The organism is Streptantibioticus parmotrematis, assembly GCF_019890615.1.
GTDB classification, from domain to species: domain Bacteria; phylum Actinomycetota; class Actinomycetes; order Streptomycetales; family Streptomycetaceae; genus Streptantibioticus_D; species Streptantibioticus_D parmotrematis.
The window spans coordinates 604,703-629,284 of record NZ_JAINVZ010000001.1 but is presented as its reverse complement, the minus strand read 5'-3'; the positions used below and the strand labels follow the sequence as shown (position 1 = coordinate 629,284).

Genomic DNA, 24,582 nt, shown 5'->3' with positions numbered 1-24,582 from the left:
TACCCCCGGATCAACGGCCCCGGAGCGATCCAACCATCCAGAAGATCATCTCGTTAGGAGTTCTTAGTCGCTTCGGCGACGCCCACCATGCCGCGCACTGCCCCGACGCAGCCCACGACGCCTGGCAACGTGCCCTGGACATTCTCACCCAGCTCGATCACCCCTACGCCAACCAGATCCGCGGCAAGCTCGCTCTGCACGGGGACCGGCCGGAGATCTCGGACAAGGAACGTGGCAGAGGGCGGTATGAGCTTGACGTCTGACCTCGCTCGACCGCGGAGGAAACCTCCGGCGCACGCTCGTCTTCCGCCACGTCGCCAGTGGGCTGACGTACGCGGCTCCATGCCCGACCTCGTCCAGGCCGTCGGCCGGGGCGCTGCGGATGCAGCCGGGCGAGGGCAAGAGGGCCGGCCTGGTCGTGCTGGTCCTGCTCGCGCGGACGTGCGCGACGTCACGCGACCGGCGATGTCGTCGGCCGCGTGACGTCGTGGGGCGATGTCGTGCGTCAGCAGGCCTGCATCGGCTCCCCCGCGACGAGCTCGGATTCCGTGCCGTCCGGTCCCTTGGGCAGGTCGCCGAGCAAGGTGACGCGATGCATGACACGTTCCACGTCCAGATGGGCGAAGTCGGTCGGCGCGAAGTGGCATGTGCTGCGGTTGTCCCAGAAGGCGATGCTGCCGGGCTCCCAGCGGAAGCGAACCGTGTACTCGGCGCTCGTCATGTGCTCGAAGAGCAGGTCGAGCAGGCGACGGCTCTCCAGCCGCGACAGTCCCATGACGCGGGTGGTGGAGCCGGGGCTGACGAAGAGCGCCTTCTCACCCGTCTCGGGGTGCACGCGCACCACCGGGTGCACCGCGACCTCCGGCTCCTCGCAGTAGCGCCGAAGGATCTCGCGGTCACGCTCGTCGGAGTGCATGAGGTGCACGGCGGTGAAGAAGGCGTGTTCGGCGCGCAGTCCGTCGACCAGGTCTCGCACCGGCCGGGAGAGGCCCTCGTAGGCGGCGACCATGTTGGTCCACTGGGTGTCGCCTCCGAACGCGGGCGTGCGCTCCGCGCGCAGCATAGACGCCTTCGGCGGATTCACGGCCGGGGTGAGGTCGCTGTGCCAGCCGGCGACGGACGAGACCCACTTGCGCTGGAAGTGTTCTTCGAAGTCCGCGCCGTAGCGCTCCACGTCCTTCTTCGGGTCGACGGTGAGGATCTGGGGGAAGCCTTCGGGGTGGACACCGTGTTTGGCTCCGGGGCGCCGGGTCAACTCGCCGAAGCGTACGCCCAGTGCCACGTGGCGTGCGTGGCCGACGTCCGGGCCGCGGAAGAAGACGACCCGGTGTTCGAGTACCGCCTGCCACACGGCGGCCACGGTGGCGTCGTCGAGTTCTTCGCGCAGGTCGATGCCGTGGATCTCGGCACCGATGCGCCCGGCCACGGGCCGGATGTCCAGGGCGGCGGGCCTGGTGTGGAGGGTGGTGGGTGAAGCGGTGGTCATGGGAGGGCCTTCCGTTCCGAGAAGGGTGTGTGACGGGCGCCGCGCGGCTAGTGGGACAGGCGTACGACCTGGAACCACAGGGGCAGCAGGAGCAGCGACGCGGCCGAGCTCTTGATGACCAGCGCGGCGGACAGGTCGATGTCCACCTCGTAGCGCTGGGCGAAGATGAACAGGTTCTGCGGGGCGGGCATGGCGGCGATCAGCACCAGGTAGTTCAGCCATGCCCCGTGAACGCCGAACACGTAGTGGCACCCGGCCCAGATCAGGACCGGGAACGCGAGACACTTGAAGGCCACCAGCCACACCTCCTCACGCGGTGTGCCCCGTACCGTCAGGCCCGCTCCGCCCAGGTGGAGACCGAGCGCGAAGAGGGCCACGGGCGAGGCGGCGCTCCCCACGAAGGAGAAGCCGCTGAGTACCGACGAGGGCACGGGGACCTTCAGCAGGTTGAGAGTGATCGCGAACACGCAGGCGAGCACGATGGGCGTGGTGAGCGAGGCCCACGCAGCCCGGCCGATCCTGGCTGCGGCCCGGCGTCGCGCCGGGGGTTCCCCGTCCAAGCCGTCGGGCCGTCGATCGGCGCCGAGTTCCATGACCAGGATGATCACGGACGACAGTACGCACGTCTGGAACAGCAGGATCGGGAAGATCGGCGCTGCGGTCCCGAAGAGCATGGTGAACACCGGCACGGCGAAGTAGGCCGTGTTGACCTGCACCCCGCCCATGACGCGCAGGGCGACGCCGCATGGCTCACGGGTGCTGGAGACGCGGGAGACCCAGCCGACCAGCACCATGCTGAGCAGGGCGAAGACCATGTAGCCGCAGATCGCCCTGCCGTTGAACAGGGTCCCCAGGTCACTGGTGTAGAGGTTGCCGAACAGGTAGCAGGGGATGGCGAAGAGGAAGGAGAAGTCGGAGAACGCCTTGGAGCTGTCCGCAGGGATGGCCTTGCGGCGGGCGAACAGCGCACCACAGCCGAAGGCCAGCCCCACGGGGATCAACTTCTCCAGCGCGGTCAGGGTGCCCACGCGTCGGGCACCGTGAGCGGGCCGCTCCCGGCCGTCAGGTCCCGGTAGGCGGACACCACGGCGGCGATCACCGCGTTCCCGGTCAGGTCGTAGGGGTGGTCGTCGATCCGGTTCACCGGCAGCACCTCGCAGGCGGTGCCGCACAGGAAGGCGCCGTCTGCCTGGCGCACGAAGTCTGGTGCCAGGTCCCCCACGACGCAGGGGATGCCGAGGTGTTCCGCGATACGCAGGACGCAGTCGCGGGTGATGCCGTCGATGGTGCTGCGGGTGTCGGGGGTGTGCAGTGTCCCGGCGCGGGTGAAGAACAGGTGGGCGCCGGTCGCCTCGGCGATGTTGCCGTCACCGTCCAGCAGCATCGCGTCGTCGAATCCGGCGCGCAGTGCCTCGTTCTTGGTGATGGTCCCGATCATGTAGTTGCCGGCCGCCTTGCTCTTGACCGGTGCGCTGTCCGGTGACGGTCTGCGGTAGCGGCCGGTGCACAGGCCGATCCCGCCTTCCAGCGCGTCCTCGGGCGCGTAGTACCCGGCGGGCAGTTCCCAGGCGGCCACGGAGGTGTGGACCGAGGTGTGCGGGGCCGCGGTCTGGATGACCTCCGAGCCACGCCAGGCGTTGATCCGCACGTACCCGGCCTCGATGCCCGCCTTGGCGACGACGTCGGTGGTGGCGTCGTACAACTCCTGGCGGGAGTAGGCAAGGTCGAAGTCGAGGATGCGGGCGGAGGAGCGCAGTCGGTCGAGGTGCGCGCCGAGGAGGAAGGGTGCTCCTGCGTAGACGCGCACCCCTTCGAAGACGCTGCTGGCGTAGTGGAGGCCGTGGGTGAGGACGTGCAGCCGGGCCTGGGGCCACTCGACCAGTGTGCCGTCCAGCCATATGTGGCCGGGCCGTTGGTCAAACGGGAGCATGGTGGTTCCTTAGAGTGCGAGGTCGAACAGGTGGTGCTGGAGGTCACCGACGAGTGCGACGAACCGCCGCTGGTGCTCGGTGAGGGCCCGCAACGAGACGCCGTGCAGGGCGAGGGGGTTGATCGGGTAGAGCACCAGGACGTTGGAGTCGTAGTGGACGGTGTCGACTTCCTCCACGTAGGCCGGGTCGATGTCGAAGCGGTTGTCGCCGTACTCCGAGGCGGAGGTGTGGAACTTCGGCCTGTCGGTCCGGTACTTGTACAGCACCAGGTCGCCGCCGGGCGTGTCGTCCTGGGGCAGGCGCATGTAGAACAGGCCGCCGAACAGCTTGTACGGCTTGTCGACATGCGGTCCGCGGTACGAGGAGGGACGACCGGTGACCGCGGAGTTGATGACCGCGGTGCAGTCCATGAGGATGTCGTGGGTTTCGAAGGTGTCGCGGTTGCGGCGGCCCACCCGCAGGTCGCGCAGTGGCCCGCAGGTCTTCTCGGCGTCCGGATTGGCGGCCAGCAGGTCCTCGTGGAAGAGGTCCAGGAACTGGTGGTAGAACTCCGGCGAGGAGTGGTAGGTCACGAACTCCTTCCACACCTGCGGCATGGCGTCGTCGCCGAGGATGTGCTGGGACATGTAGTTGTAGCGCTCGTTGGACGTGATCTCCTTGCCGATCCGCTCGCCGATGTACTCCGCGGTCGGCATGGTCTCGGCGAGCGCCTGGTAGAGGTCGTCGTCCAAGGGGTTGCGCAGCACGACGTGCGGGAACGGGTCGCGCCGGATGTCGTCCCTGGTGGCCTTGGCCAGCAGTGACCGGATCGGCGGGTGGGCGTGGGTCATGACGGTCTCCTCAAAGGGTGATGTCGCGGGTGGTGAGCCAGGTCTCCAGGACGAGCAGTGACCACAGGGTCCCGGCCGCGTGCGGGTCCGGGCTCAGGCTCTGGAGGTCGAACAGTTCGCGGATCGCGTCCCGGCGGAAGAACGGAAGGCACCGGGCGGTGGGCGCGAGCAGGGTGTCGCCGATGTAGTCGTGCAGTCGCTCGCCCGGCCGGATCATCGCCGTGATGGGCAGCGTGAAGGGCTGTTTGGGCCGGTCGACGACGGTGGCGGGCAGCCACGGCCTGGCCGCGGCGGCGACCGGGGCCTTGACGGTGTCGCCGTGCACCTTCAGCCCCGAGGGCAGGGCGTGGGCGAAGCGCATGACCCGTGGCTGGAGGAACGGGATGCGGGCCTCGACCGCGTGGGCCATGCTCAGGTGGTCGACGCGTCGCAGGATGTAGTAGGGGAAGCGCTCGGTCTGGTCGTAGCGCAGCAGCGTGTCCAGCTTGTCCTGCCGCCCGTCGCGCACAGCGCGAGCCAGCCGGTCACCGCTTCGGTCGCCGAAGTACCCGCCGCCGGTCTCCACCTCCCGTCGGAAGTCGTCACTGTAGAGCCGGCGCAGCGCCGCCGGACCCGCGACGGCCATGGTGTCCTGGTAGGCGCGGTGCCAGTCGGCGGAGTCGTCGCGCGCTGCCTTGACGTAGCGGGCGTAGCCGCCGAACAACTCGTCGGCGCCGTCGCCGGTGAGGGCGACCTTGAATCCGGCCTGGTGGATCGCCTCGAACAGGGCGTACGTGCTGAGGCTGTGCGGTGCGTTGTTGGGCTGGTCGAGGTGGCGCACGAAGCGGTCGACGAGTTCGGGGAAGTCGCCGGGATCCACGATCACCTGGTGGTGGCGCGTGCCGCAGTGGCGGGCCACCTGCGCGGCGAAGTGCCGTTCGTCGGCCGGCCAGTCACCGCTGTAGGCGATGTTGAAGGAGGCGAGGTCGGGAACGAGGGTGCGGCTCAGAGCGGTCAGGTAGCTGGAGTCGAGCCCGCCGCTGGTGATGACGCACGCCGGGACGTCGGCGTCGAGCATGCGGCCGAGTTCGTCGCGCAGCAGGGCGTCGAGGACGCTGCCCGCCTCCTCCACCGTCGCCGGGATCGCAGGCTCCTCCCCCGCAGTGCCGGGGGCGGTGGTCCATCGGGTCAGGCGCCCCTGGGCGAAGCGCAGGGCGCCACCGGGCGGCAGGGTCGCCACGTCACGGTAGACCGTGCCGGGGCCCCACACCGCGCGGCCACCGAGGTAGCGGTCGACCGCCGACGGATCGATCGCGTCGGGGAAGTCGGGAAAGCGGGCCAGTGCCTGGAGTTCGGAGGCGAAGCACAGCCGCCGGCCGTCCCGCGAGACGTAGTAGTACAGCGACTTCATGCCCGCGTGGTCGGTGAACAGCTTCAGGCACGGCTCGCCCCGGCGGTCCACGACGGCGATGGCGAACATGCCCTCCAGCCGCTCGACGAAGGCGTCGCCGTACCGCTCGTAGAGCGGGAGCAGCACGTCGCCGTCGCAGTCGCCCTCGAAGCGGACGCCCTGGGCGGCGAGTTGCGCGCGCAGGGCGCGGTGGTTGTAGATCTCGCCGTTGAAGACACAGGTGAGGCCCGGCAGGTGGAAGGGCTGGTCGCCGGTGGCAACTCCCTGGACGGCGAGACGGTTGTTGCCGAGCGCGGCGGTGTGGTCGCGGGTGCGGCTCTGTGCGTCGGGGCCGCCGTGCAGCAGCCTGCGGGCGACGCCCTCGAGCACGTCGTCTTCGGTGTCGTCGGCGTACGGCTCGCCGAAGCGGCCATAGATACGGCACATGGAGGAGGAAGGTCCCTTGGATCGTGGCCCTGCTCGGGTGCGGGGCCTGACGGTCGCGGTCGTGCCCGGGGCACGGACCAGACGGTGGCGCGCGCCGGTGACCGACGGCGCGGCGCGGTGCCTGCGCGGGCTAGCCCATGACGCCGGCGCGACTGACCCTGGCGGGCGACTGGCGGGCGTCGGGGTAGTGGCGGGACAGGAACTCCGTGACGATCTCGATCTGCCGCGTGATGTCCTCGAGTTGTGCGGCCGTCGGCTTGGTGCCGTGGCCTTCCAGCGCGCTGTTGCCGGTCTTGAGGTAGACGGGCGAGGCGACGCGGACGAACTCCGGCGCGTCGTAGGTGCGCACGAAACCGCCGGACATCCTCGGGTTGTCGACGTGGATGTCCACGGGGATGGTGATGGCCCGGCGGATGGAGGCGATCATCGGCAGCGTCAGGTCACGCACCGGGTTGAAGCTGTTGGCGCCGAGCATCTCCAGCATCTGCGCAGACGCCGAGTTGGCGTGGCCGCAGTGCGCGGAGACCTTCAGGTGGGTCTCCTCGGGCAGGTCGCCGGCGGTACGCAGCCTGCTGAGGACCCACAGCAGGCCCTCGTCGTAGACCACGAAGCCGCGCACGCCGCACTCGATGGCGCGCATCACGTCCTCGACGGCGCGAACGATCTGTTCCTGGCCGCGCAGCCGGTACCCGATGCGCACGCCCTCGGGGGTCTGGACGCTGCCGCCGATGTCGTGGCTGGCGCGGGGACCCACCGACATGAGGATCTCGGCGCCGTACTCCTCGCCGAGGGCGACGTAGTCGCGCAGCTCGCCGAGGGTGTGGCGGTACATGCCGAGCGTCTCGGTGACGCGGTTGACGGTCAGCCCGCGGCGGCTCGTCTCGGTCAGCACGGTCTGCGCGGCACCCACCGAGTTGATCGTGGGCACCTCGATCCGGAAGTGGGATCCGTCGTCGAAGGTGGCCGCGGAGGTCGCCAGGACGCAGTTGTCGCCGTCCGGGAGGCCGAGCCCGCTCAGTCTGGCCCTGGTCGGCGCGTAAAGGACGTCTGCGTCGTTCACGTCGTTCACCTCGTCACCTCGAAGCCGAGCTGGTTGTGGACCCGCTCGACGACACGGCGGGCGATCCGGATGGATGTGTCATGGTCGGGGTGTACGACCTGGACCTCGCCGAAGTTGCCGAGGTTGCCGCGGCAGGGCTCCAGGAAGGGGGCGTCCGGGTAGCGCACGGTCAGGGAGTGCAGCGCGGGCCCGTACTCGTCGGCCCAAGAGAGGTCCGGGGCGGCGGCGGGGGTCGGCTGCCGTTCCACGGCACCGAACCAGCGGACGGTGGCGTAGCCGGTGAAGCCCGGGGGTTCGACGCCGGGGTCCTCGCCGAGGTGGATGCGCACCAGCCAGGTGAACAGGTCGCCGCCGCCGGCGAGCCGGAAGAGGTTGGGCAGGCAGGAGCCCATGAGCCGGGGGTTGAGTTCGATCAGCCGGGGCCGTCCGTCGTCACCGATCATGATCTCCACGTGGAAGATGCCCATGCCCAGGCCGACGGCGCGCACCACCTGTTCGGCGAACGCCATGACGGCCGTGTGGTCCGCCCCGGTGATCCCGGCCGGAATGGTGGTGCCAGTCTCCAGCGCCTCGTGGTCCTGCCACGTCGAGCGCTCGCTGACGGCCAGTGGCAGGAACCGGCCCTCGACCAGGCCCACTTCGGCCGAGACGAACCGGCCGGTGAGGTATTCCTCCATCAGCACGCCTTGCCCGTACGTGGTGCCGTGCGGGTCGATGTCCTGGAACAGCTTGTCCAGCGCGGTCTCGTCCGCGACGACGTGGGCGCCTTCGCTGGCCGAGCCGCACGCGGGCTTGAGCACCACCGGGTATCCGGTGCCGTCGGCGAACTCCCGGGCCTCGGCGAGGCCGTTCACCACGCGGTAGGGGGTGGCGTCGATGCCGGCCTCGGTCAGCACGGCGCGGCAGCGGTCCTTGCGCTTGGCGGTGCGCGCGCCCTCGGCGCTGGTGAACGGGATGCCCAGCTCTTCGGCGATCACCGCGACGGGGACGACGAGGGCGTCGACGGTGGCCACGAATCCGTCGATCGGGCGTTCCCGGTGCAGGGAGGTTATGCAGGCGCGCAGTTCGTCGAGGTCGGTGGCGTCCGGCAGCAGGCGCACGTCGTCGACGAACCTGCCGTACGGGGTGGTGTCGAAGTCGATGTTCTGCGAGCGCTCCATCCGGGCGGAGCGGATGAGGGTGACGTGGTGGCCGAGCCGTGCCGCGGCCTCGAACGCCGGGGCGTTCCCGGTCTTCCAGGTCACGAAGACGACGTGTCTGCGGGGCATGGGGAGCTCCTTGCTCATCGGACCTTGGCCGCTACGCGCTGGCCCATGCGGACGAATGCCGGGTCCTTCGTACCCGCGGCCGGGATGAAGGAGATGGAACCGGCGAGGATGTTGCGTTCCGACATCGAGCTGAAGCCACCCGCGCCGGTGAGGACGAGTTCGCCCTCGTCCAGTGGCGTCCAGGAACCGTCACGGGCCCGCTCGTGGTAGGCGTACTCCAGCCGCTGCTGTCCGCGGGTGACGTCCAGGCGGTAGCCGTCGCACTCGTACCGCCCGGCGCAGTCGTCCAGGGCGAGGTCGAACGGGCGGCCGGTGCGGATGAGCCGCTCGCCGGTGAGCGACTGGATCAGGTCCTCGTAGACGCCGAACGCCGGGTAGGCGTTGGCCAGCAGGATCAGGAAGGCGCCACGTTCGGGGAAGACCTGGATGAAGTTGTGGTGGCCGCTGCCGTTGGAGTTGAAGCCGAAGGCGCTGGGGCCGAACAGCAGCCAGCCCAGTCCCCAGGCGTGCATGAAGTGGTGGCCGGGGATGTCGATCTGGGGTGTGCGCATCGCGGTGGCCAGTTCCCGCGACAGCAGCCTGCGGCCGTCGGGGGTGACACCGTCGGCGAGAGCGAAGCGGGCGAGCGCCACCAGGTCCTCGGTGGTGAGGCAGACGGCGAAGGAGGACGCGGCGTCGTCGGCGACGGTCTGCGGTCCGGGTTCGAAGCGCTGGTAGCGCTTGTCGTCCGCGTTCCACAGGTACCCGGTGGCCACCTCGTCCGCGTAGTGGTCACCCGGGTCGTTGGTCTCGGGTATCTCCTTGATGCCCAGTGGCGACAGGAGCATCTCGTTGACGGCGCGCCGCCACGGGGCGCCGGTGACCCGTTCGATCAGCAGGGCGACGACGGAGGTTCCGCAGGCCGAGTAAGCGAAGATGGTGCCGGGTTCGAACAGCTGCTGGTAGTCGCGGAAGCCGGTCACGTAGCCGGTGAGGTCCGGCTGGTCGATTTCGTGCCATACCTCCCAGGAGTCGTCGATGCCACTGGTGTGGGACAGGAGTTGACGTAGCGTCACCTGCGCGGTGTCGCCGCCCCGGCGCCGGAATCCCTCGGGCAGCAGGGGCGCCAGGGGCGCGTCGAGCTCCAGGACGCCCCGGTCGACCAGCATCAGGGCGACACAGGCGATGAGCACCTTGGTCACGCAGGTCATCCGCTGCCGGGTGGCGGCGGTGTACGGGACGTCTCGTTCGAGGTCGGCGTGACCCTGGTAGGCGTACTCGACGGTGCCGTCGGCGAAGAAGGCCGCACCGGCTCCGGGGACACCGTGACCGGCGGCGGACTCGCGCAGGACGGTGCCGATCACGGTCGGGCCCGTCCCGCCCGGGCCCGACCGGGTGCCCGTCAGCAGTCGTGCCTGCTCGGCGATGGTGCGGTTGGCGTAGACCTCCGCCACCCGCACCGGGTGCCCGGCCAGATCCGTCAGCCGCGCCGCGAGCAGGTTGGCGAGCAGGGAGTGGCCGCCGACCGAGAAGAAGTCGAGCCCGGGTCCGGGGGCGGCGACGCCGAGCAGTTCGGCCCACACCGCGCCGACACGCGCATGGAGCGGATCCGTCAGCTCCCCGGCGCCTGCCTCGCCCCAGTCGATGGAGCGGGAGCCCAGGGCCTTGCGGTCGGTCTTGCCGTTGGGGAGCCGGGGCAGTCGGGGCTCGACGATCACGCGTGAGGGCCGCATGTAGTGCGGCAGTTGGGTCTCCAGGTGCGCGGAGACCCGCTCGGGGGTCAGGCCTGCGTGCGCGTCGGCGAGGTAGGCCACGATGCGCTGTTCTCCGCCCGCGCGGACGGTCACGGCGGCCACGTCCTCCACCCCCGCGAGGCGCCGCGCGGCCGCCTCGATCTCACCGAGTTCGATGCGGTAGCCGCGCACCTTGACCTGGTTGTCGCGGCGCCCCAGGAAGTCGAGTTCCCCGTCCTGAGTCCAGCGTGCGAGGTCGCCCGTGCGGTAGAGCCGTCCGGTACCGGCGAGTTCGGACGGCGGCTCGACGAACACGGCGGCCGTGCGCTCGGGGTCACCGCTGTAGCCGACGGCAACGCCGTCGCCGGACAGGTGGATCTCACCGGGCACGCCGTACGGCACCAGGCGTCCGGCCTCGTCGAGCAGGTGGACGCGGGTGTTGGGCAGCGGTGTGCCGATGGTCGGCCGGTCATCACAGGGCACGGTGAAGCAGCGCCCGGTGGAGTAGGTGGTGTCCTCCGAGGGTCCGTACAGGTTGAACACGCGCCCCGCCCGGGTGCCGGACAGCACGCCGTCGACGAGTTCCCCGGGCAGCGGTTCGCCCGCCACGTTGACGACGCTCACGCTGTCGGGGACCGCCGCGCGCCGCAGCAGGACGGACAGGGCGCTCGGGACGGTGTTGACCAGCGTCGGCGCGAGGGACGCGTCCTCGGTGAGCGTGAGGACGTTCTCCGCGACCACCACCGTGCCGCCTACGGTCAGCGGGGCCCACAGTTCGAAGACGGACAGGTCGAAGTTGAGGGAGGTGCCGAACAGCACCCGGGACAACTCCTCGCGGGTGTAGGTGTCGTGGGCCCACGCGAGCAGTGCGGTGACGTTGCGGTGGGTGATGACCACACCCTTGGGGGCGCCTGTGGACCCCGAGGTGTAGATCAGGTGGGTGGCTGTGCCGGCGTCGACCGGTTCCGTACGGGCAGCCTCCTCCTCCCGCGCCGCGTCCCAGAGCGCATCGAGGGGTACACCGGGCAGTCCGGTGCGGCTCAGCCACTGCGGGGTGGCCCCGGCGTCGTGGACCACCAGGGTCATTGCGGCGCTGGCGGCGATGGCACCGAGGCGGTCGGCCGGGTACGCGGGGTCGAGGGGTACGTAGGCGCAGCCTGCCTTGTGGATCGCCAGCAGCAGGCACACGATGCGCTCGGTGCGGCCGACGGAGACCCCGATCCGCCCGCCGTGGACGGCTCCGAGACGCCGCAGCGCCCGGGCGAGCCGGTTGGCGGTGGCGTCGAGTTCGGCGTAGCTGAGTGTGCGGCCGGCGTACTCGACGGCGGGGGCGTGCGGTGTGCGGTCTGCCTGGGCCTCCACGAGTCGGTGTACGCAGGCCTCCCGGTCGTACTCCAGGGCGCGCGCCCCGATCCCGGCGACCAGCAGGCCGCGTTCCTGGGGCGAGAGGATGTCGAGGTCGCGCACGTCGGCGGCGGGCCGGGCACAGGCGTCGAGGAGCAGGGTGCGGTAGTTGGCGGCGAGCCGCGAGATGAACGCGGAGGTGAACACCGCACGGTCGTAGCGCAGCGTGAACGTCGGTCCCCCGGCGCTGTCTTCCACGGCCAGCAGCAGGTGCAGGTCGGCGCACGCCGGGTGGTCCTCGGCGACGGGCCCGCCCTGGCGGAGGGTGCCCCGCAGGAAGCCGGCGTGAAGGCCGTCTCCGAGGACGTCGGCGAGCGGGCGGACCGGTTCCTCGGTCCCGGCGGTGCGACAGCGTGACGCCAGGGCCGCGGTCAGCGCCGAGAAGGGCGTGTGATCGGCTGTGCGGGAGCGCACCGGGGTCGCGCGCCGGACGCCCGCGTCGTCGGCGTCCACGTGCAGCAGCGTCAGGTCGTCCTGCCCGCTGTAGCGGTGGAGCAGTACGGCGAAGGCCGCCCGGAACAGGTCGACTGCCGACAGCCCCCTCTCGGCGACGAACGCGCTGAGCTGCCGCACCTCCTGGCCGGTCCAGCTGACGACACCGAATTCGAGGGCACCGCGCTCAGGACGGGAACCGGTGACCGGGAACTGAAGAGCGGGAACGGATTTCTGGATTTCCTCGGTTGCCTGGCCGGGGCCGACGGACATCTCGTCCACGGTCATCATTCTCCCGTAATCGTCATTGCCCCGTTCGCAACGGGACCGCAATCAATTGATACAGCATCTCGCCTACCGGCGAAAGAAATTATTCCGACGCATCACAAAGAGCACGAGGAACTCGGGCGGGAACGCACGACTTTGCCCGCCGTATCGCATTCTCTTTCAGCGGCATGCCGTACAGGAGACGGCATGGATGGATTTCCTCAAAAAGCCACCCGGCACCGACACGGCGGCGTTCAGATGTTCACCGGCATTTCGGATTCGGATCGGGGCCAGGAAATACGGGGCCTGCGAGGCGGATGCGTGCGAGCGCCTGCCCGGCTGTCACCGCACCGCTTCGGCCGCCGGCTCCACCGGATCCGGCAGTGCCGGACCACGGCGTCGCGCCCACGCCACCAGCGGCGGAAAGGCCGCGCCGGAGGCGGCGAAGACGATCGCCATGACCCACCACCCCGGCCTGCCGTGCTCGATGGCGAGCCAGGTCAGGACAGCGGGAGCGACGAGCTTTCCCAGGTCGGCGCCCATCTGGTAGGTCCCCTGGTACTGGCCCTGGGCGTGGTCGGGGGCCAGCCCGAACGACACACCCCAACTGCCCGCCGCCTGGCGGATCTCCCCCATGACGTGGGCCACCGCCCCGAGCGCGAGCAGCACGGACGCCTCCAGGGCGGGCACGCCCCGGCTGAATCCGAAGATCACGCAGGCCAGTGCGAGGAACAGACCACCATGCCGGACCGCTCGGGCGGCACTGCGCGGCTCGTCGGTGCCGCGCGAGATCCGGACCTGGAGCAGCACCACGGCGACCGTGTTCAGCAGGAGCACGACGGCGGCCATCCAGCGCGGGGCACTGGTGCGGTCGATCACCCACAGCGGCAGGACCACGTCGAGGAGTTGGTTGTGCATGGACAGCACACCGTCCACCACAACCAGGCTCAGGAAGGGCCGGTCGCGCAGCACCTCCAGTCGTGCGCCGGGCCTGGCCGCCTGGGGCGGCACGGTCGGCAGCATGACGGTGAGCAGGCCCGCGGTCGTGTACGTGGCGGCGTTGAAGGCGACCGCCCAGCGGTAGGCGTAGTCGGTGCCGACGACCAGCAGCCCGCCGGCCACCGCGGCGCCGAGCGCGACGCTGACGTTGGTGGTGGCCCGCAGGTAGGCACGGGTGCGTACCCGTTCCGCGGGCGGCACGACACCGGCGATCATCGCCATCCGCGCGCTGCGGCTGGCGCTGTACGCGACCGCCTGGACCGCCATCACGACCACGTATCCGGTGAAGCCGTGGACGAGCAACAGGGCGGCGGTGAGCGGACCGAGTGCCACGAACGACCACACCTGGACGGACCGCGGACCGACGCGGTCGGCCAGATGGCCGGTCGGCGTGCTCATCGCGAGGGAGACGGCCGCCGCGGCAGCCACGCCCAGACCGAATCCGGTCGGGGACAGCCCGATGACACGAGTCGCGTAAATGGCGCTGATCGCCATCCACAGGCCCTGTCCCATCGTGTGCACCAGGGTTATCCCTGTGATGGTGCGCGAGGGCCCGGGGGCGGGAAGGAATCGGCTCAGCACGGCGGAACCGGGTGACTGGACGCACGGCCGGGTTCGCAGTGGAGCGTCCCGTGGACGGATCGCCATCGCGTCCGCCCGGGCACGCCACAAAAGGCGTGCCGTACGGGCACGTCATGAATTGGCACTTGCGACCCCCGTCGGCTGGTAGCCCAGAAAAAAGCGGCCGCTTGGTTACGGGCGAGTAGGTGGACGCCCGTTCTCCTCGGTATTGCCGCCCGGCCCCTGGGCTGTTCGCCTGGGGCCGAGCGGGACAGTAGTTGACCCCTGAGCAGCCCGTCAAGGTTGTTCGAGGGCGGGAAAACCGGGGGGCTGGACAGGTAAATCGGCCGGGCGGGTGAATTCCTTCCGATGCGCGGGTGCCCGCGGCCCGCTCCGGCAACGGTCGGCGGGTCGCCGGAAACGGCCGCGGACGGCGCACGGTGACCTCGCGGGCCTCAGCCCCGCTCGGACCCGTCCCGCAACGCGACGCCCTCCCGCGCCGCCACGTTCGCGAGCAGGGCCGCCCGCGGATGGGCGCCGTGCGAGGGGTACGCGAGGTGAGTGCTGACCGCCGGGCCGTCGGACAACGGCACGAAGCGCACCTCGGGATGGCTGTAGCGGCGCGCCGTCGCCGCCGGCGCGGTTCCCACGCCGAGCCCCAGCGCCACCTTCTCCAGCCACTCGTCGTAGTTGCCGCACTCGGCTCCGACGACCGGCCGCTCACCCGGTGGCCACATGTCCGGCGTGGTCACCCCGCTCCTGGTGTTCACCACCAGCGGCCAGTCGGCGAGTTCGGCCCAGCTCAGTTCACGTCTGGCAGCCAGCGGCCAGAAGGCGGGCACCGCCGCCACCCGGCTGTCGTCGTAGAGGAACGCGCTGCGCAGGCCCCGGGGCAACCGGGTTCCCCGCAGCAGCGCCAGGTCGACGTCGCCGGTCTCCAGTCGGGCGGCAGGGCTGTCGCACCGCACGAACTCCACACTCACACCGGTCTCGCCATCGAAGCGCGCGGCCAGCCGCGCCAGCCCGTCGGGCAGGCCCCAGCTGAACCCCAGTCGCAGCCGCTCGCCCTCGCACATCTCGTCCAGCACGGCGTCCAACTGGCGCAGCAGCGGGACGAGGGCGCGGTGCAACTCGGCTCCCTTGGCGGTCAGTTCGGTCCTGCGGGTCGTACGGTCGAACAACCGCACCCCCAGCGTCTCCTCCAGCGCGCGGATGTTGCGGGTCAGCGTCGGCTGAGCCACGTGCAACCGCCGGCCCGCGGCGGTGAAACCGCCCTCCTCGGCCACGGCGAGGAATCCGCGTAAATGACGTAGGTCCACATCCATGCGTCCAGAGCATAGGTGATGCGCCATCGCTATTTCCCTATCCGGTCCCGGCCTGCTTAGTGTGGGCAGCGATGCCGGACGGGCCGGTCCGCCAAGAGGTGACGCATTCAGCGATTACCCCAGGACCACCGGGCCACGGCAGACCAGGATCACAACGGGGGTTAGTGATGACGTTTTCCTCTCGCAGGGTTTCCGGCCGCACACGACCGGGACCGGACACGATCACGCGGGTGAAGCGGGGCCCGCGGTCGACGGCCAGGGCCCGCTACCGGGCTCGCTGAGAGACCCTTCACCAACGCCGTGAAGCTGCTGGTCAAAGGTGCCACGACGGCGCCGGGCTGCGCTTCGCCGCGCCCGACGACAATCCCGTACGGCAGCCCTGCCCGATACCGTTCGCTGTGACCGGTGTCGCCCGCCGGGCGTGGCCCGACGGCTCAGCAGGCCCGCGGTCCGCCCGGCGGCCGGCCATCCTTCCCTGCCCGCCACCGGCGTCCCGTCGCGCGGCAGAGTGATTTTCCATTCGCACGCATATCCAGTGCACTCACGAAGCCTCAAGGCTGCCTGATTTCCCCGGCCGTCACTTCCCGCACAAAAAGCAGGACGTCCGGTCGGGAAACACGTGCGGTCCCTGTCCGCATGCTCGTTCGCCTTTTTCCGTACCCACCCCCCATGACACACCTAAGGAATTGATGTGCCGGTAGTCGAGACCCGACATGGCCCTGTGGAACACGTCCTGATCGACGGCGACCCGGACCGCGCGCCGCTGGTCTTCCTGCACGGCGGGCTGGGCTGTGTCGCCGCCTGGGGCCGCTTCCCCGCCGCGCTGGCCGCCGCCACCGGGCGACGCGCACTGGTCTACTCCCGTCTGGGGAACGGCGGTTCCGGACGACTGCCGTCGCCCCGCACCGCCCGTTACGTCCACGACCACGGCTGGCGCGAGCTGCCGGAGCTGCTGGATCTGCTGGACATCCGTGAACCGGTACTGGTCGGACACAGCGACGGTGGTTCCGCCGCGCTGCTGTACGCCTCCGTTCGCCCGGTCGAGGCCGTCGTGGTGATGGGACCACACCTGTACTTCGAGGAGGAGAACAGGATCGGCATCGAGGCCGCCAAGGCGTCCTACGCGGCAGGCCCGCTCGCCCGCAGGCTCGCGCTGGTCCACGACGACCCGGCGGCGGTCTTCGAAGGCTGGAGCGGGGTGTGGCTCTCTGAGGAGTTCCGCGACTGGTCCATCGAGAACGACCTCGACGTGACCGCGCCGGTGCTGATGATCCAGGGCGACCGCGACGAGTACGGATCGCTGGCCCAACTGGACGCGCTCGAACGCGCGGTGGACGGCCCCGTGCGGCGCCTGGTGCCCGAGGAATGCGACCACTACCCGTACCTGGTCTGCCCCGACCTGGTCATCGACACCGTCACGCGCTTCCTCGCCACGGAAGCCCTCGGCGATCGCGCCGCCGCCCTGGGTGGCGCGCTGTGACGGATCTCGACGACGCCGGCGACATCCGGCTCGACGGTCTGCTGGCCGCCGCGGCCGTCCGCCACCCCGACCGGCCCGCGCTGGAGGGCGAAGGGCGTACCTGGACCTGGTCGGCGCTGGAGGCCGAGGTCCGGGTGCTCGCCGCCGAGCTGGCCGCCCACGGTGTGACGCCGGGTGTGCGCGTCGGGGTGTACGCCCCGAAGACCCCGGCCACCGTCATCGCGCTGTACGCCGCGCTGCGCGCCGGAGCCGTGGTGGCACCGCTGGACGTCGCCGACCCCGCGGCCCGCACGGCACGCATGATCCGCAACGCCGGGATCTCTGTGCTGCTCACCACGGATCGCGCCGGCTCCGCCTGCCGGGCCGCGGCCGACGCCGCGCGCGAGGGCCGGCACCCGGGGGCACCCCGGGAGGGCGAACTCCCCAACGGGCTGAACTGGATCGAGGTGGTCGCCCAGGCCGACCGTCCGGCACCGCTGCCCGCCCCAGCCGACGCCGGCGGCTACGTGCTGTTCACCTCCGGCAGCACCGGCTGGCCCAAGGGCGTACTGCTCTCCCACGCCAACGTGGCGCACTACGCGTTGTGGGCGGCGCGGGAGTTCGCGCTCACCCCGGACGACCGCATCGGCTCACAGGCCGCCCTGACCTTCGACCTCACCACGTTCGACCTCTTCAGCGCCGCGGCGGCGGGCGCGTGCACGGTTGTTCTGCCGGACGTGCTGCGGTCGTTCGCCCGGGACGTGGTGACCTGGCTCGGGGAACGGCGGATCACCGCCTTCATGGCGGTGCCCTCGCTCTATCACAACATGCTGCGGCAGGGCGGTTTCGCCGACGCGGTGCCGGCCTCCTTGCGCGTCGCGGCGTTCGGCGGCGAGCCCTTCGTCCCCGACCTGCTCCAGGAGTGCCTGAGGCTGCTGGGCGACCGGCCGTTCTACAACCTCTACGGTCCGACCGAGACCAACGCCTGCACCTACCACCGTGTGCCTTCCGACTGGAGTGCCGACCAGGAGATGACCATCGGCCGGGGCATCGGCGGCGTCCACATCGAGGTGCTGGACGAGCAGGGCTGCCCGACCGACGGGGACGGCGAGATCCACGTCGCCGGCCCCACCGTCTTCCAGGGCTACCTTCGCGACGGCGAGTTGAGCGACCCGACGGTGACCGTTGCGTTCCGCGACGGCGTGACCCGGCGGGCCTACGCCACCGGGGACATCGCACGGATCACCGCGGACGGCCGGGTCTTCCTGCGCGGTCGCCGCGACTCCCAGGTCAAGCGGCGCGGCCACCGCATCGACCTGCTGGACGTGGAGAACGCCGCGCTGGAACTGGACCAGGTGGTCACCGCGGCCGCGGTCGCCAAGGACGGCGACCACTCCGGCGAGATCTGGGTCTACGCCCAGACCACGGCCGGGGAGCGGGAACTGCTGGCCGCGCTGCGCGGCGCGCTGCCCAAGCGCATGCTGCCGGACCGCGTCGTGCCACTGGCCGCCCTGCCCACCACCGTGAGCGGCAAGGTCGACCGGCGCGCGCTGGGCGCGGCCGCCTTCCCCTCCGGCTCCCCCACCGAGTCCCGAATCCTCATCACCCAGGAGACATCCGCGTGAACACCGTCGAAGACCTCTGCGCCCTCATCGCCGCCCACATCACCTGGGGCCGGGGCGAGGACCCTCGGAGCCTGGTCCCGGACAGCCCGCTGCTGGAGATGGGGCTGCTGGACTCCCTGGCGATCATGGAGATCGTCGCCGCGCTCGGTGCGGAGCACGGCATCGCGCTGCCCGAGACCGAGATCGTCGCGGCCAACTTCCGTACCCCCAAGGCGCTGTGGGCCGTGGTGCAGTCCGTGCCGCGCGGGACCAAGGCGTGAGCGCGGCCGTCGAACGCCTGCTGCGCGGTGGACCGGCCGCCGTCGAGCGTATCGTCGACGACTACCGCGAGCGCGCCCTCCCACTGGTGGCCAGGACAGCCGCGGACGACTTCCGTGCGGCATGGCAGGCCCTCGCCGGCCTGGACGTGCTGCGGTTGCCGGCCGACGGGGCACGGGACGGCGCTCAGGCCGATACGGACGGCTGCGCCGTCGGACCCGTCACCCGCTCACTCGCCGCGGTCGAAGGCATCGGCCTGGCCGGCGTCGACCCGGGGCTGTGCTACGCGCTCACCTCCCAACTCGTGGGCATGCAGTACCCGTTGCGCGACGCACTGTCCGGACTGCCCGGGCGGACGCCGGCCGACATCGCCGACGGGGCCGTGCTGCTGTGTCACGCCCTCACCGAACGCGGCGGCGGCAGCGACCCGTTCTCCATGCGCACCACCGCCAGGCGGGACGGCGACGGCTACGCGCTCGACGGCGCGAAGACCTTCGTCACCGCCGCGCCCGTGGCCGACCTCGCCGTCGTCTTCGCCCGCACCGGTGCCGGGCGCTCCCCGTTCGCGCTCTCTGCCTTCCTGGTGCCGGTGCCGTCGCCCGGCGTCACGCGCGGCGAGACCTTCGACAAGACCGCGCTGCCCACCGTTCCGATGGGTGAACTGCTTTTCGACCAGGCCCGGTTGCCCGCCTGCGCCCTCATCGGCGAAGAAGGGTCGGGGCTGGCGGTGATGGCCTCGACCACCGCGTGGGAACGTGCCCTGATCATGGGCTACGCGCTGGGGCCGATGCGCCTGATGCTGCGCCGCACCGTGGAGTGGGCCGACCAGCGGGAGCACTTCGAGCGGCGGATGGGCGCCAGCCACCAAGTGGCGGCTCGCGTCAGCGACATGGCGATGGCACTGCACCGCTCCCGTACGCAGCTGTACGCGATGGCGGCCGCGCTGGACGCCGGGACCCCGGCCCGGCAGCTCGCGGCCGAGGCGTCGCTCACCAAGATCTCCGTGTCCGAGGACTACGTACGGATGACCGAGCACGCCACCGCCCTGTCGGGGGTGCGGGCCTTCCTGCCTGGCTCCCCGCTCCCCGCCGACCTGCACAGCCCGATGGCGGCCCTCACCTACGCCGGCCCCAACGACCTGCTGCGCGTGGGCGTCGCCCGCCAATTCGGCCTGCCGGTCGAGAACTGAAGCCCGAGGACACCGATGAATCCAACAGACCTGGACGACACGCTCAAACTGGCGGCGGAGGCCGGTGAGGCCCTCGCTCCGCTCGCGTCCGACGTCGACGCCGGACGCGTGGAGAGCCGGAGCACCTACGAGATCCTGCGCGAGAGCGGACTGCTCGGCATGCTCGCTCCTCCCCAGGCCGGTGGCCTCGGGCTGGGCTTCGGCTCCTACTGGCGCGTGCTGGCGGCCCTCGGCGCGTACAACGGTGCCGCCGCGCTGGGCTTCAACATGCACCACGTCGTGATCGGCGCCCTCGCCGACTCCTACAACACTCCTCTGCCACCGGCGGCGGACCGGTTCCGCTCCTGGATGCTGGGCGAGGTGGTCCAGGGGCGCAAGCTCTTCGCCTCGGCCACCTCCGAGGCGGGCCGCGGCGCCAAGCTCCGCGGCATGCGCACGCGCTACCGGCTCGACCAGGACGGCGACACCTACGTCCTGAGCGGGGAGAAGTCGTTCGTCTCGCTCGCCGGGGTGGCCGACTACTACGTGGTGGCCGCCGCGGCCGATGGCCCCGAGGACACCGCCGACGTCTCCCACTTCGTGGTCGCCGCCGACGACCCCGGTGTCTCCTTCGGCCCCGTTCACACGTTGTCCGCGATGTACGGCACGAGTACCGCGCCGATGACCCTGACCGACGTGCGCGTCCCGCGCTCCCGGCTGTACCTGGGCGTCGAGGGGATGTCGCTGTTCAAGGTCGTGCGCGAACCGCACTGGATGATCGCCGGGTACACCGGCGCCTACCTGGGCATCGCCGAGGCCCTGTTCGACCAGACCGCCCGGTACGTCAGCGACTCGCCCGAACGCGCAGCCTCCCCGGTGCTCCAACAGGAGCTGGGGAGGATGTCGGCACGGCTGATGGCCGCCCGGGCACTGGTGCACGAGGCCGGTGAACAGGTGGAGCGCGAACGCGGCAGCATCCAGGCGAACGCGATGGTGCACGCGGCGAAGTACGTCGTCGGCGAAACCGGTCCCGCGCTCGCCCAGGACGCGCTGAGGGTCTGCGGATCGGCCGCGGTCAGTCGCAGTCATCCGCTGGAACGCCTCGTCAGGGAGGCGTCGTTCGCCAACGTGATGCCCGCCAAACCGCTGGAGTGCCTGGAGTACCTGGGCAAGGCCGCCGCCGGCGTCAACCTCTTCGACGCTCGGGCGTTCGCGTGGTGACCCCGGTCGGGCAGGACACGGCGCGGGCGCAGGAGGCGTTCCGAGCGCTGATGGGCTCGCACCCGGCGGGAGTGGCGGTCATCACCACCGCCGACGCGCGGGAGCGGCCGTACGGCTTCACCTGCACGGCGTTGTGCTCGCTGTCGCTCGACCCGCCACGCCTGCTGGTGTGCGCCGCCCACACGGGCAACACCCTGCCGGTGATCGCCGAGCGTGGCACGTTCGTGGTCAACCTGCTGCACACCGCCGGGCAGCGCGCCGCGCAGACCTTTACCCGCCGGGACGTCGACCGTTTCGCCCAGGTGCCCTGGGAGCGTTCCGGCGTCACCGGGCTGCCGGTGCTGCACGAGGACGCGCACGCGGTCGCCGAGTGTGCGGTAGCGGACCTGCTGCCCTCCGGCGACCACACCATCGTCGTCGGCGACGTACTGGACGCCCGGATGGTCGCCCCCGACCGCGCGCCTCTGCTCTACGGCCGCCGTCGGTACGCCGGCTGGCCGATGTGACCTGCTTCCCCGGCCCCAACCCCTCCCAGTCGCCGCGCGCTGCGCGGCGCATCCGACGAAGGACATCCACGATGAACCGCACCATGATGAAGTCGAAGATCCACCGCGCCACCGTCACCCAGGCCGACCTGCACTACGTCGGCTCCCTGACCATCGACTCCGACCTGATGGCGGCTGCCGACCTGCTGCCCGGCGAGAAGGTCGACGTGGTCGACATCGAGAACGGCAACCGCCTGTCGACCTATGTCATCGAGGGGCCCGCCGGCTCCGGTGTCATCGGCATCAACGGCGCCGCCGCCCGCCTGATCAGCCCCGGTGACCGGGTCATCATCATCGCGTACTGCGACATGCCGGACTCGCAGGCCCGTTCGTTCGTTCCCAGCGTGGTGTTCGTGGACGCCGACAACGCGGTGCTCCAGTGCGGCGGCGACCCGGCGGACGTGCCGGAGGGCTCCGGCCTCCAGCGTGGCGATCTGGTCGCCGGATGACCACCGCCACCGCCCCGGCCGCCGTGGTCAGCGGCGGCACCCGGGGCATCGGGCTGGAGTTGAGCCTGCGGCTCGCCAGGCTCGGTCACCCGGTGGTCGCGCTCTACCGCGGTGACGAGGACGCCGCACGGCGGGCTGAGCGGGCGGGCGACGGCGCGATCAGCGCGCTGCGGGTGAACGTGGCCGTGCCGGACGAGGTACGCGCGGCCTGCGCCCACGTCCTCGACCGCTACGGTGCTCCCGGCGTGCTGGTCAACAACGCGGGCGTCAACCGTGACGGGCCGTTCCTGACCATGGGCGACGACCAGTGGCGGGATGTGCTCGAGACGAATCTGTCCGGCCCGTTCCACCTCAGCCGCGCCCTGGCCCCGGCGATGGTGGGGGCCGGGCGCGGCAGCATCGTCAACATCGGTGCGACCACGGCGATCCGGCCGCGCGCCGACGGTGCCAACTACTGCTCCGCCAAGGCGGGCCTGCTCCAGCTGACCCGGTGCATGGCGCTGGAACTGGCGCCGCACGTGCGAGTCAACGCCCTGCTGCCGGGGTTCACCGAGACATCCGAGGTCATCGAGCGCTACCGGCTCGACGACCCGGAACGACGGGCCGCGGTGCTGGCGACCGTGCCGCAGCGCCGCACCGGATCACCGCGCGAGATCGCCGACGCCCTGGAGTTCCTCGTCGGCGAGGCCAGCGCCTACGTCACCGGCCAGCATCTGGTGGTCGACGGCGGACATTTCATGGGGTGAATCCCCTGCCCGGGAACGCCCCGCCACTACGGAGGACCGCACCACATGTCTTTGACCCAGCTCACACAGCGACAGATCGACGAGTACCACGAGAACGGCTTCCTGATGCTGGACTCGCTGCTCGACAGCACGGAGGTGGAACTGCTGCGCGACGCCTTCCGGCGTGACTGCGAGGTGCCGGGACCGCACCTGGTGGCCGAGCAGGACGGTTCGCGGGTGCGCGCCGTCTACGCCTCCCACCACCGGCAGCGCGAGTTCGCGGCGCTGATCCGGGACTCACGGGTGCTGACGCCGGTACGGCAGTTGCTCACCGATGACGTGTACGTCTACCAGTTCAAGATCAACGCGAAGCCGGCCTTCGGCGGCGAGAAGTGGGCGTGGCACCAGGACTTCCTGGCCTGGCGGATCGCCGACGGGCTGCCCGCGCCCCGCCAGGTCAACATCGGGGTCTACCTCGACGCCGTCACCGAGTTCAACGGCCCGGTCATCTTCCTGCCCGGCTCGCACCGCGGCGGGCTCGTACGCGAGGACCGTGCCGCCGGTGCCCGCTCCGAGCAGCACCTCGACCCCGACGACATCTCACTCACAGCCGACCAACTGGCCTCGTACGCGGACCGTTTCGGCATGGTCAGCCCCAAGGGGCCTGCGGGTTCCGTGGTGTTGTTCTCCCCCGAGATCGTGCACGGCTCCGCACCCAACATGTCACCCTTCCCGCGCCGACTACTGATCGCCACCTACAACGACTGCGCCAACCTGCCGCAGGGGCCCCGCGAGCCGCGTCCGGAGTACGTGGTCTGCCGGGACAGCGAGCCACTGGCGCCACTGGAGGGCCCGCTGTCCGGCGCCCTGACGGGGGTGTCCGCATGACCGGCCGCGCAGTGGTGCTGGAGGAGTTCGGCGCGCCGCTGGCGCTGCGCACGTTCGCCGTGCCGTCCGCTCCGGCGGGCGGGATGGTCGTCGGCGACTGCTACGGCGGGGTGTGCGGCACCGACCTGCATCTGCAGCAGGGCCACCTGCCGATCCCGTTGCCGCTGGTGCTCGGTCACGAGGGCTACGGGACGGTGCGGGAGCTGGGAGCGGGCACCGTACGCGACGCGCTCGGCGCCGAACTGGCTCCGGGCGACACCGTGATGTGGGCGTCGTCCATCGCCTGCGGAACCTGCCCGCCGTGCCGTCGGTACCGCGAGCCCACGCTGTGCGAGAACCGCCGTACCTACGGTGTGAACCGCGCGGTCGGTGACGGCGAGGCGCTCTCCGGCTCCTGGGCGGACACCATCGTGCTCCAGCCTGGCACCACCGTGGTGAAGTCGGCACAGGGCGTCGAGCCGCTGGCGGCGATGGCCCTGGCCTGCGCGGGCCCGACCGTCGTGCACGCGCTGTACGAACGGCGTCCGGTGCGGGTGGGCGAGACGGTCGTGGTGCAGGGCAGCGGCCCGGTCGGGCTGGCCGCCGCGGCGTTCGCCCAGCTCGCGGGGGCGGCACGCGTCATCGTGGTGGGCGGCCCCGCCGAACGGCTGGAGTTGGCCTCGGACGCGGGCATCGGTGACGTCCACCTGGACGTCACCGGCGCCGACGATCCGGACGCGGTGCTGGAACAGGTGCGCTCGCTGACCGGCGGCGGCGCGGACCTGGTGATCGAGTGCGTGGGGGTCCCCGCAGCGGTGGCACAGGGCCTCACCCTGGCCCGGCGCGGGGGCTCCTACCTGGTCATCGGCCAGTACACGGACGCCGGGGACACCCTGGTCAATCCCCATCAGATCGTGTACCGGCAGCTCGACGTCATCGGCTCATGGGCGTTCACCGGTGCCCACCTGGTCGAGTACGTGCGGATGCTGCCCACCCTCGCCGCCCGCTTCGACCTGGCCCGGCTCGTGACCGCGTTCCCGCTGGAGCGCCACGCCGAGGCGCTGGAGGCGGTCCGCTCCGGCGGTGTGATGAAGGCGGTGTTCACCGGCTGAGCCCCTGGCCGGCGGGATCACCCCGCGGCGGGTGCTCCGCCGCGACGCCGAAGGCCGGCGCG

At 71.0% G+C, this 24,582-nt stretch carries 21 protein-coding genes; 11 read left to right on the top strand and 10 right to left on the bottom strand.

The window, feature by feature from the left end:
- Positions 1-263, top strand: a 263-nt coding sequence (locus K7472_RS02670; RefSeq protein ID WP_222973484.1) for a hypothetical protein, incomplete at its 5' end; no start/stop codon positions are given.
- Positions 264-505: 242 nt separating this feature from the next.
- Here the strand turns inward: K7472_RS02670 and K7472_RS02665 are convergent.
- From K7472_RS02665 to K7472_RS02620, 10 genes are all read right to left on the bottom strand, one after another.
- Positions 506-1,486 carry a TauD/TfdA dioxygenase family protein gene (locus tag K7472_RS02665; RefSeq protein ID WP_222973481.1) on the bottom strand — a complete coding sequence of 327 codons (981 nt, stop codon included), beginning with the start codon at positions 1,484-1,486 and terminating at the stop codon, positions 506-508.
- Between the two features lie 47 nt (positions 1,487-1,533).
- Positions 1,534-2,514: an AEC family transporter gene (locus K7472_RS02660; RefSeq protein WP_222973479.1), complete on the bottom strand. Its 981-nt coding sequence runs from the start codon at positions 2,512-2,514 to the stop codon at positions 1,534-1,536.
- Entirely contained in the window at positions 2,502-3,416 is a 915-nt protein-coding gene (locus K7472_RS02655) for an aminotransferase class IV (RefSeq protein ID WP_222973477.1), read from the bottom strand. Before K7472_RS02655 ends, K7472_RS02660 begins: the two co-directional genes overlap by 13 nt.
- A 9-nt stretch (positions 3,417-3,425) precedes the next feature.
- Entirely contained in the window at positions 3,426-4,247 is an 822-nt protein-coding gene (locus tag K7472_RS02650) for a hypothetical protein (protein WP_222973475.1), read from the bottom strand.
- A gap of 10 nt (positions 4,248-4,257) precedes the next feature.
- Entirely contained in the window at positions 4,258-6,063 is a 1,806-nt protein-coding gene (gene asnB, locus K7472_RS02645; protein WP_222973473.1) for an asparagine synthase (glutamine-hydrolyzing), read from the bottom strand.
- Positions 6,064-6,193: 130 nt separating this feature from the next.
- Positions 6,194-7,123: a U32 family peptidase gene (locus K7472_RS02640; protein WP_222973471.1), complete on the bottom strand. Its 930-nt coding sequence runs from the start codon at positions 7,121-7,123 to the stop codon at positions 6,194-6,196.
- Positions 7,124-7,128: 5 nt separating this feature from the next.
- A complete protein-coding gene (locus K7472_RS02635; RefSeq protein WP_252394930.1) occupies positions 7,129-8,391 on the bottom strand; it encodes an ATP-grasp domain-containing protein in 1,263 nt (420 codons plus the stop codon).
- A gap of 14 nt (positions 8,392-8,405) precedes the next feature.
- On the bottom strand, positions 8,406-12,212 hold the full coding sequence (locus tag K7472_RS02630) for a non-ribosomal peptide synthetase (protein ID WP_222973555.1): 3,807 nt from the start codon (positions 12,210-12,212) through the stop codon (positions 8,406-8,408).
- Between the two features lie 336 nt (positions 12,213-12,548).
- The gene (locus tag K7472_RS02625; protein WP_308013734.1) at positions 12,549-13,727 is read right to left on the bottom strand and encodes an MFS transporter; all 1,179 of its coding nucleotides are present in this window, start codon (positions 13,725-13,727) and stop codon (positions 12,549-12,551) included.
- A gap of 494 nt (positions 13,728-14,221) precedes the next feature.
- On the bottom strand, positions 14,222-15,091 hold the full coding sequence (locus tag K7472_RS02620; RefSeq protein WP_252394929.1) for a LysR family transcriptional regulator: 870 nt from the start codon (positions 15,089-15,091) through the stop codon (positions 14,222-14,224).
- Between the two features lie 691 nt (positions 15,092-15,782).
- On the opposite strand from K7472_RS02620, the gene K7472_RS02615 reads away from it, so the two are divergent.
- The 10 genes from K7472_RS02615 (at position 15,783) to K7472_RS02570 (ending at position 24,520) form a co-directional block, all read left to right on the top strand.
- A complete protein-coding gene (locus K7472_RS02615) occupies positions 15,783-16,571 on the top strand; it encodes an alpha/beta fold hydrolase (RefSeq protein WP_222973464.1) in 789 nt (262 codons plus the stop codon).
- Entirely contained in the window at positions 16,568-18,175 is a 1,608-nt protein-coding gene (locus tag K7472_RS02610; RefSeq protein WP_222973463.1) for an amino acid adenylation domain-containing protein, read from the top strand. Before K7472_RS02615 ends, K7472_RS02610 begins: the two co-directional genes overlap by 4 nt.
- On the top strand, positions 18,172-18,435 hold the full coding sequence (locus K7472_RS33345; protein ID WP_222973462.1) for an acyl carrier protein: 264 nt from the start codon (positions 18,172-18,174) through the stop codon (positions 18,433-18,435). The genes K7472_RS02610 and K7472_RS33345 overlap by 4 nt, the downstream gene beginning before the upstream one ends.
- The gene (locus K7472_RS02600; RefSeq protein WP_308013733.1) at positions 18,432-19,622 is read left to right on the top strand and encodes an acyl-CoA dehydrogenase family protein; all 1,191 of its coding nucleotides are present in this window, start codon (positions 18,432-18,434) and stop codon (positions 19,620-19,622) included. Before K7472_RS33345 ends, K7472_RS02600 begins: the two co-directional genes overlap by 4 nt.
- Before the next feature lie 15 nt (positions 19,623-19,637).
- On the top strand, positions 19,638-20,822 hold the full coding sequence (locus K7472_RS02595; RefSeq protein ID WP_222973460.1) for an acyl-CoA dehydrogenase family protein: 1,185 nt from the start codon (positions 19,638-19,640) through the stop codon (positions 20,820-20,822).
- Positions 20,816-21,328: a flavin reductase family protein gene (locus K7472_RS02590; RefSeq protein WP_222973458.1), complete on the top strand. Its 513-nt coding sequence runs from the start codon at positions 20,816-20,818 to the stop codon at positions 21,326-21,328. Before K7472_RS02595 ends, K7472_RS02590 begins: the two co-directional genes overlap by 7 nt.
- A gap of 71 nt (positions 21,329-21,399) precedes the next feature.
- Entirely contained in the window at positions 21,400-21,816 is a 417-nt protein-coding gene (panD, locus tag K7472_RS02585; protein WP_222973455.1) for an aspartate 1-decarboxylase, read from the top strand.
- Positions 21,813-22,562, top strand: a complete 750-nt coding sequence (locus K7472_RS02580; RefSeq protein ID WP_222973453.1) for an SDR family NAD(P)-dependent oxidoreductase — start codon at positions 21,813-21,815, stop codon at positions 22,560-22,562. Before panD ends, K7472_RS02580 begins: the two co-directional genes overlap by 4 nt.
- Before the next feature lie 45 nt (positions 22,563-22,607).
- The gene (locus tag K7472_RS02575) at positions 22,608-23,429 is read left to right on the top strand and encodes a phytanoyl-CoA dioxygenase family protein (protein ID WP_222973451.1); all 822 of its coding nucleotides are present in this window, start codon (positions 22,608-22,610) and stop codon (positions 23,427-23,429) included.
- Positions 23,426-24,520 carry a zinc-binding dehydrogenase gene (locus K7472_RS02570; RefSeq protein ID WP_222973449.1) on the top strand — a complete coding sequence of 365 codons (1,095 nt, stop codon included), beginning with the start codon at positions 23,426-23,428 and terminating at the stop codon, positions 24,518-24,520. The genes K7472_RS02575 and K7472_RS02570 overlap by 4 nt, the downstream gene beginning before the upstream one ends.
- Positions 24,521-24,582 lie beyond the last annotated feature (62 nt).

Coding starts and splice junctions, on each gene's coding strand:
- K7472_RS02575 (WP_222973451.1), top strand. CDS start 22,608: ATGTCTTTGACCCAGCTCACACAGCGACAGATCGACGAGTACCACGAG.
- K7472_RS02580 (WP_222973453.1), top strand. CDS start 21,813: ATGACCACCGCCACCGCCCCGGCCGCCGTGGTCAGCGGCGGCACCCGG.
- K7472_RS02595 (WP_222973460.1), top strand. CDS start 19,638: ATGAATCCAACAGACCTGGACGACACGCTCAAACTGGCGGCGGAGGCC.
- panD (WP_222973455.1), top strand. CDS start 21,400: ATGAACCGCACCATGATGAAGTCGAAGATCCACCGCGCCACCGTCACC.
- K7472_RS02655 (WP_222973477.1), bottom strand. CDS start 3,416: ATGCTCCCGTTTGACCAACGGCCCGGCCACATATGGCTGGACGGCACA.
- asnB (WP_222973473.1), bottom strand. CDS start 6,063: ATGTGCCGTATCTATGGCCGCTTCGGCGAGCCGTACGCCGACGACACC.
- K7472_RS02650 (WP_222973475.1), bottom strand. CDS start 4,247: ATGACCCACGCCCACCCGCCGATCCGGTCACTGCTGGCCAAGGCCACC.
- K7472_RS02620 (WP_252394929.1), bottom strand. CDS start 15,091: ATGGATGTGGACCTACGTCATTTACGCGGATTCCTCGCCGTGGCCGAG.
- K7472_RS02635 (WP_252394930.1), bottom strand. CDS start 8,391: ATGCCCCGCAGACACGTCGTCTTCGTGACCTGGAAGACCGGGAACGCC.
- K7472_RS02630 (WP_222973555.1), bottom strand. CDS start 12,212: ATGTCCGTCGGCCCCGGCCAGGCAACCGAGGAAATCCAGAAATCCGTT.
- K7472_RS02570 (WP_222973449.1), top strand. CDS start 23,426: ATGACCGGCCGCGCAGTGGTGCTGGAGGAGTTCGGCGCGCCGCTGGCG.
- K7472_RS02665 (WP_222973481.1), bottom strand. CDS start 1,486: ATGACCACCGCTTCACCCACCACCCTCCACACCAGGCCCGCCGCCCTG.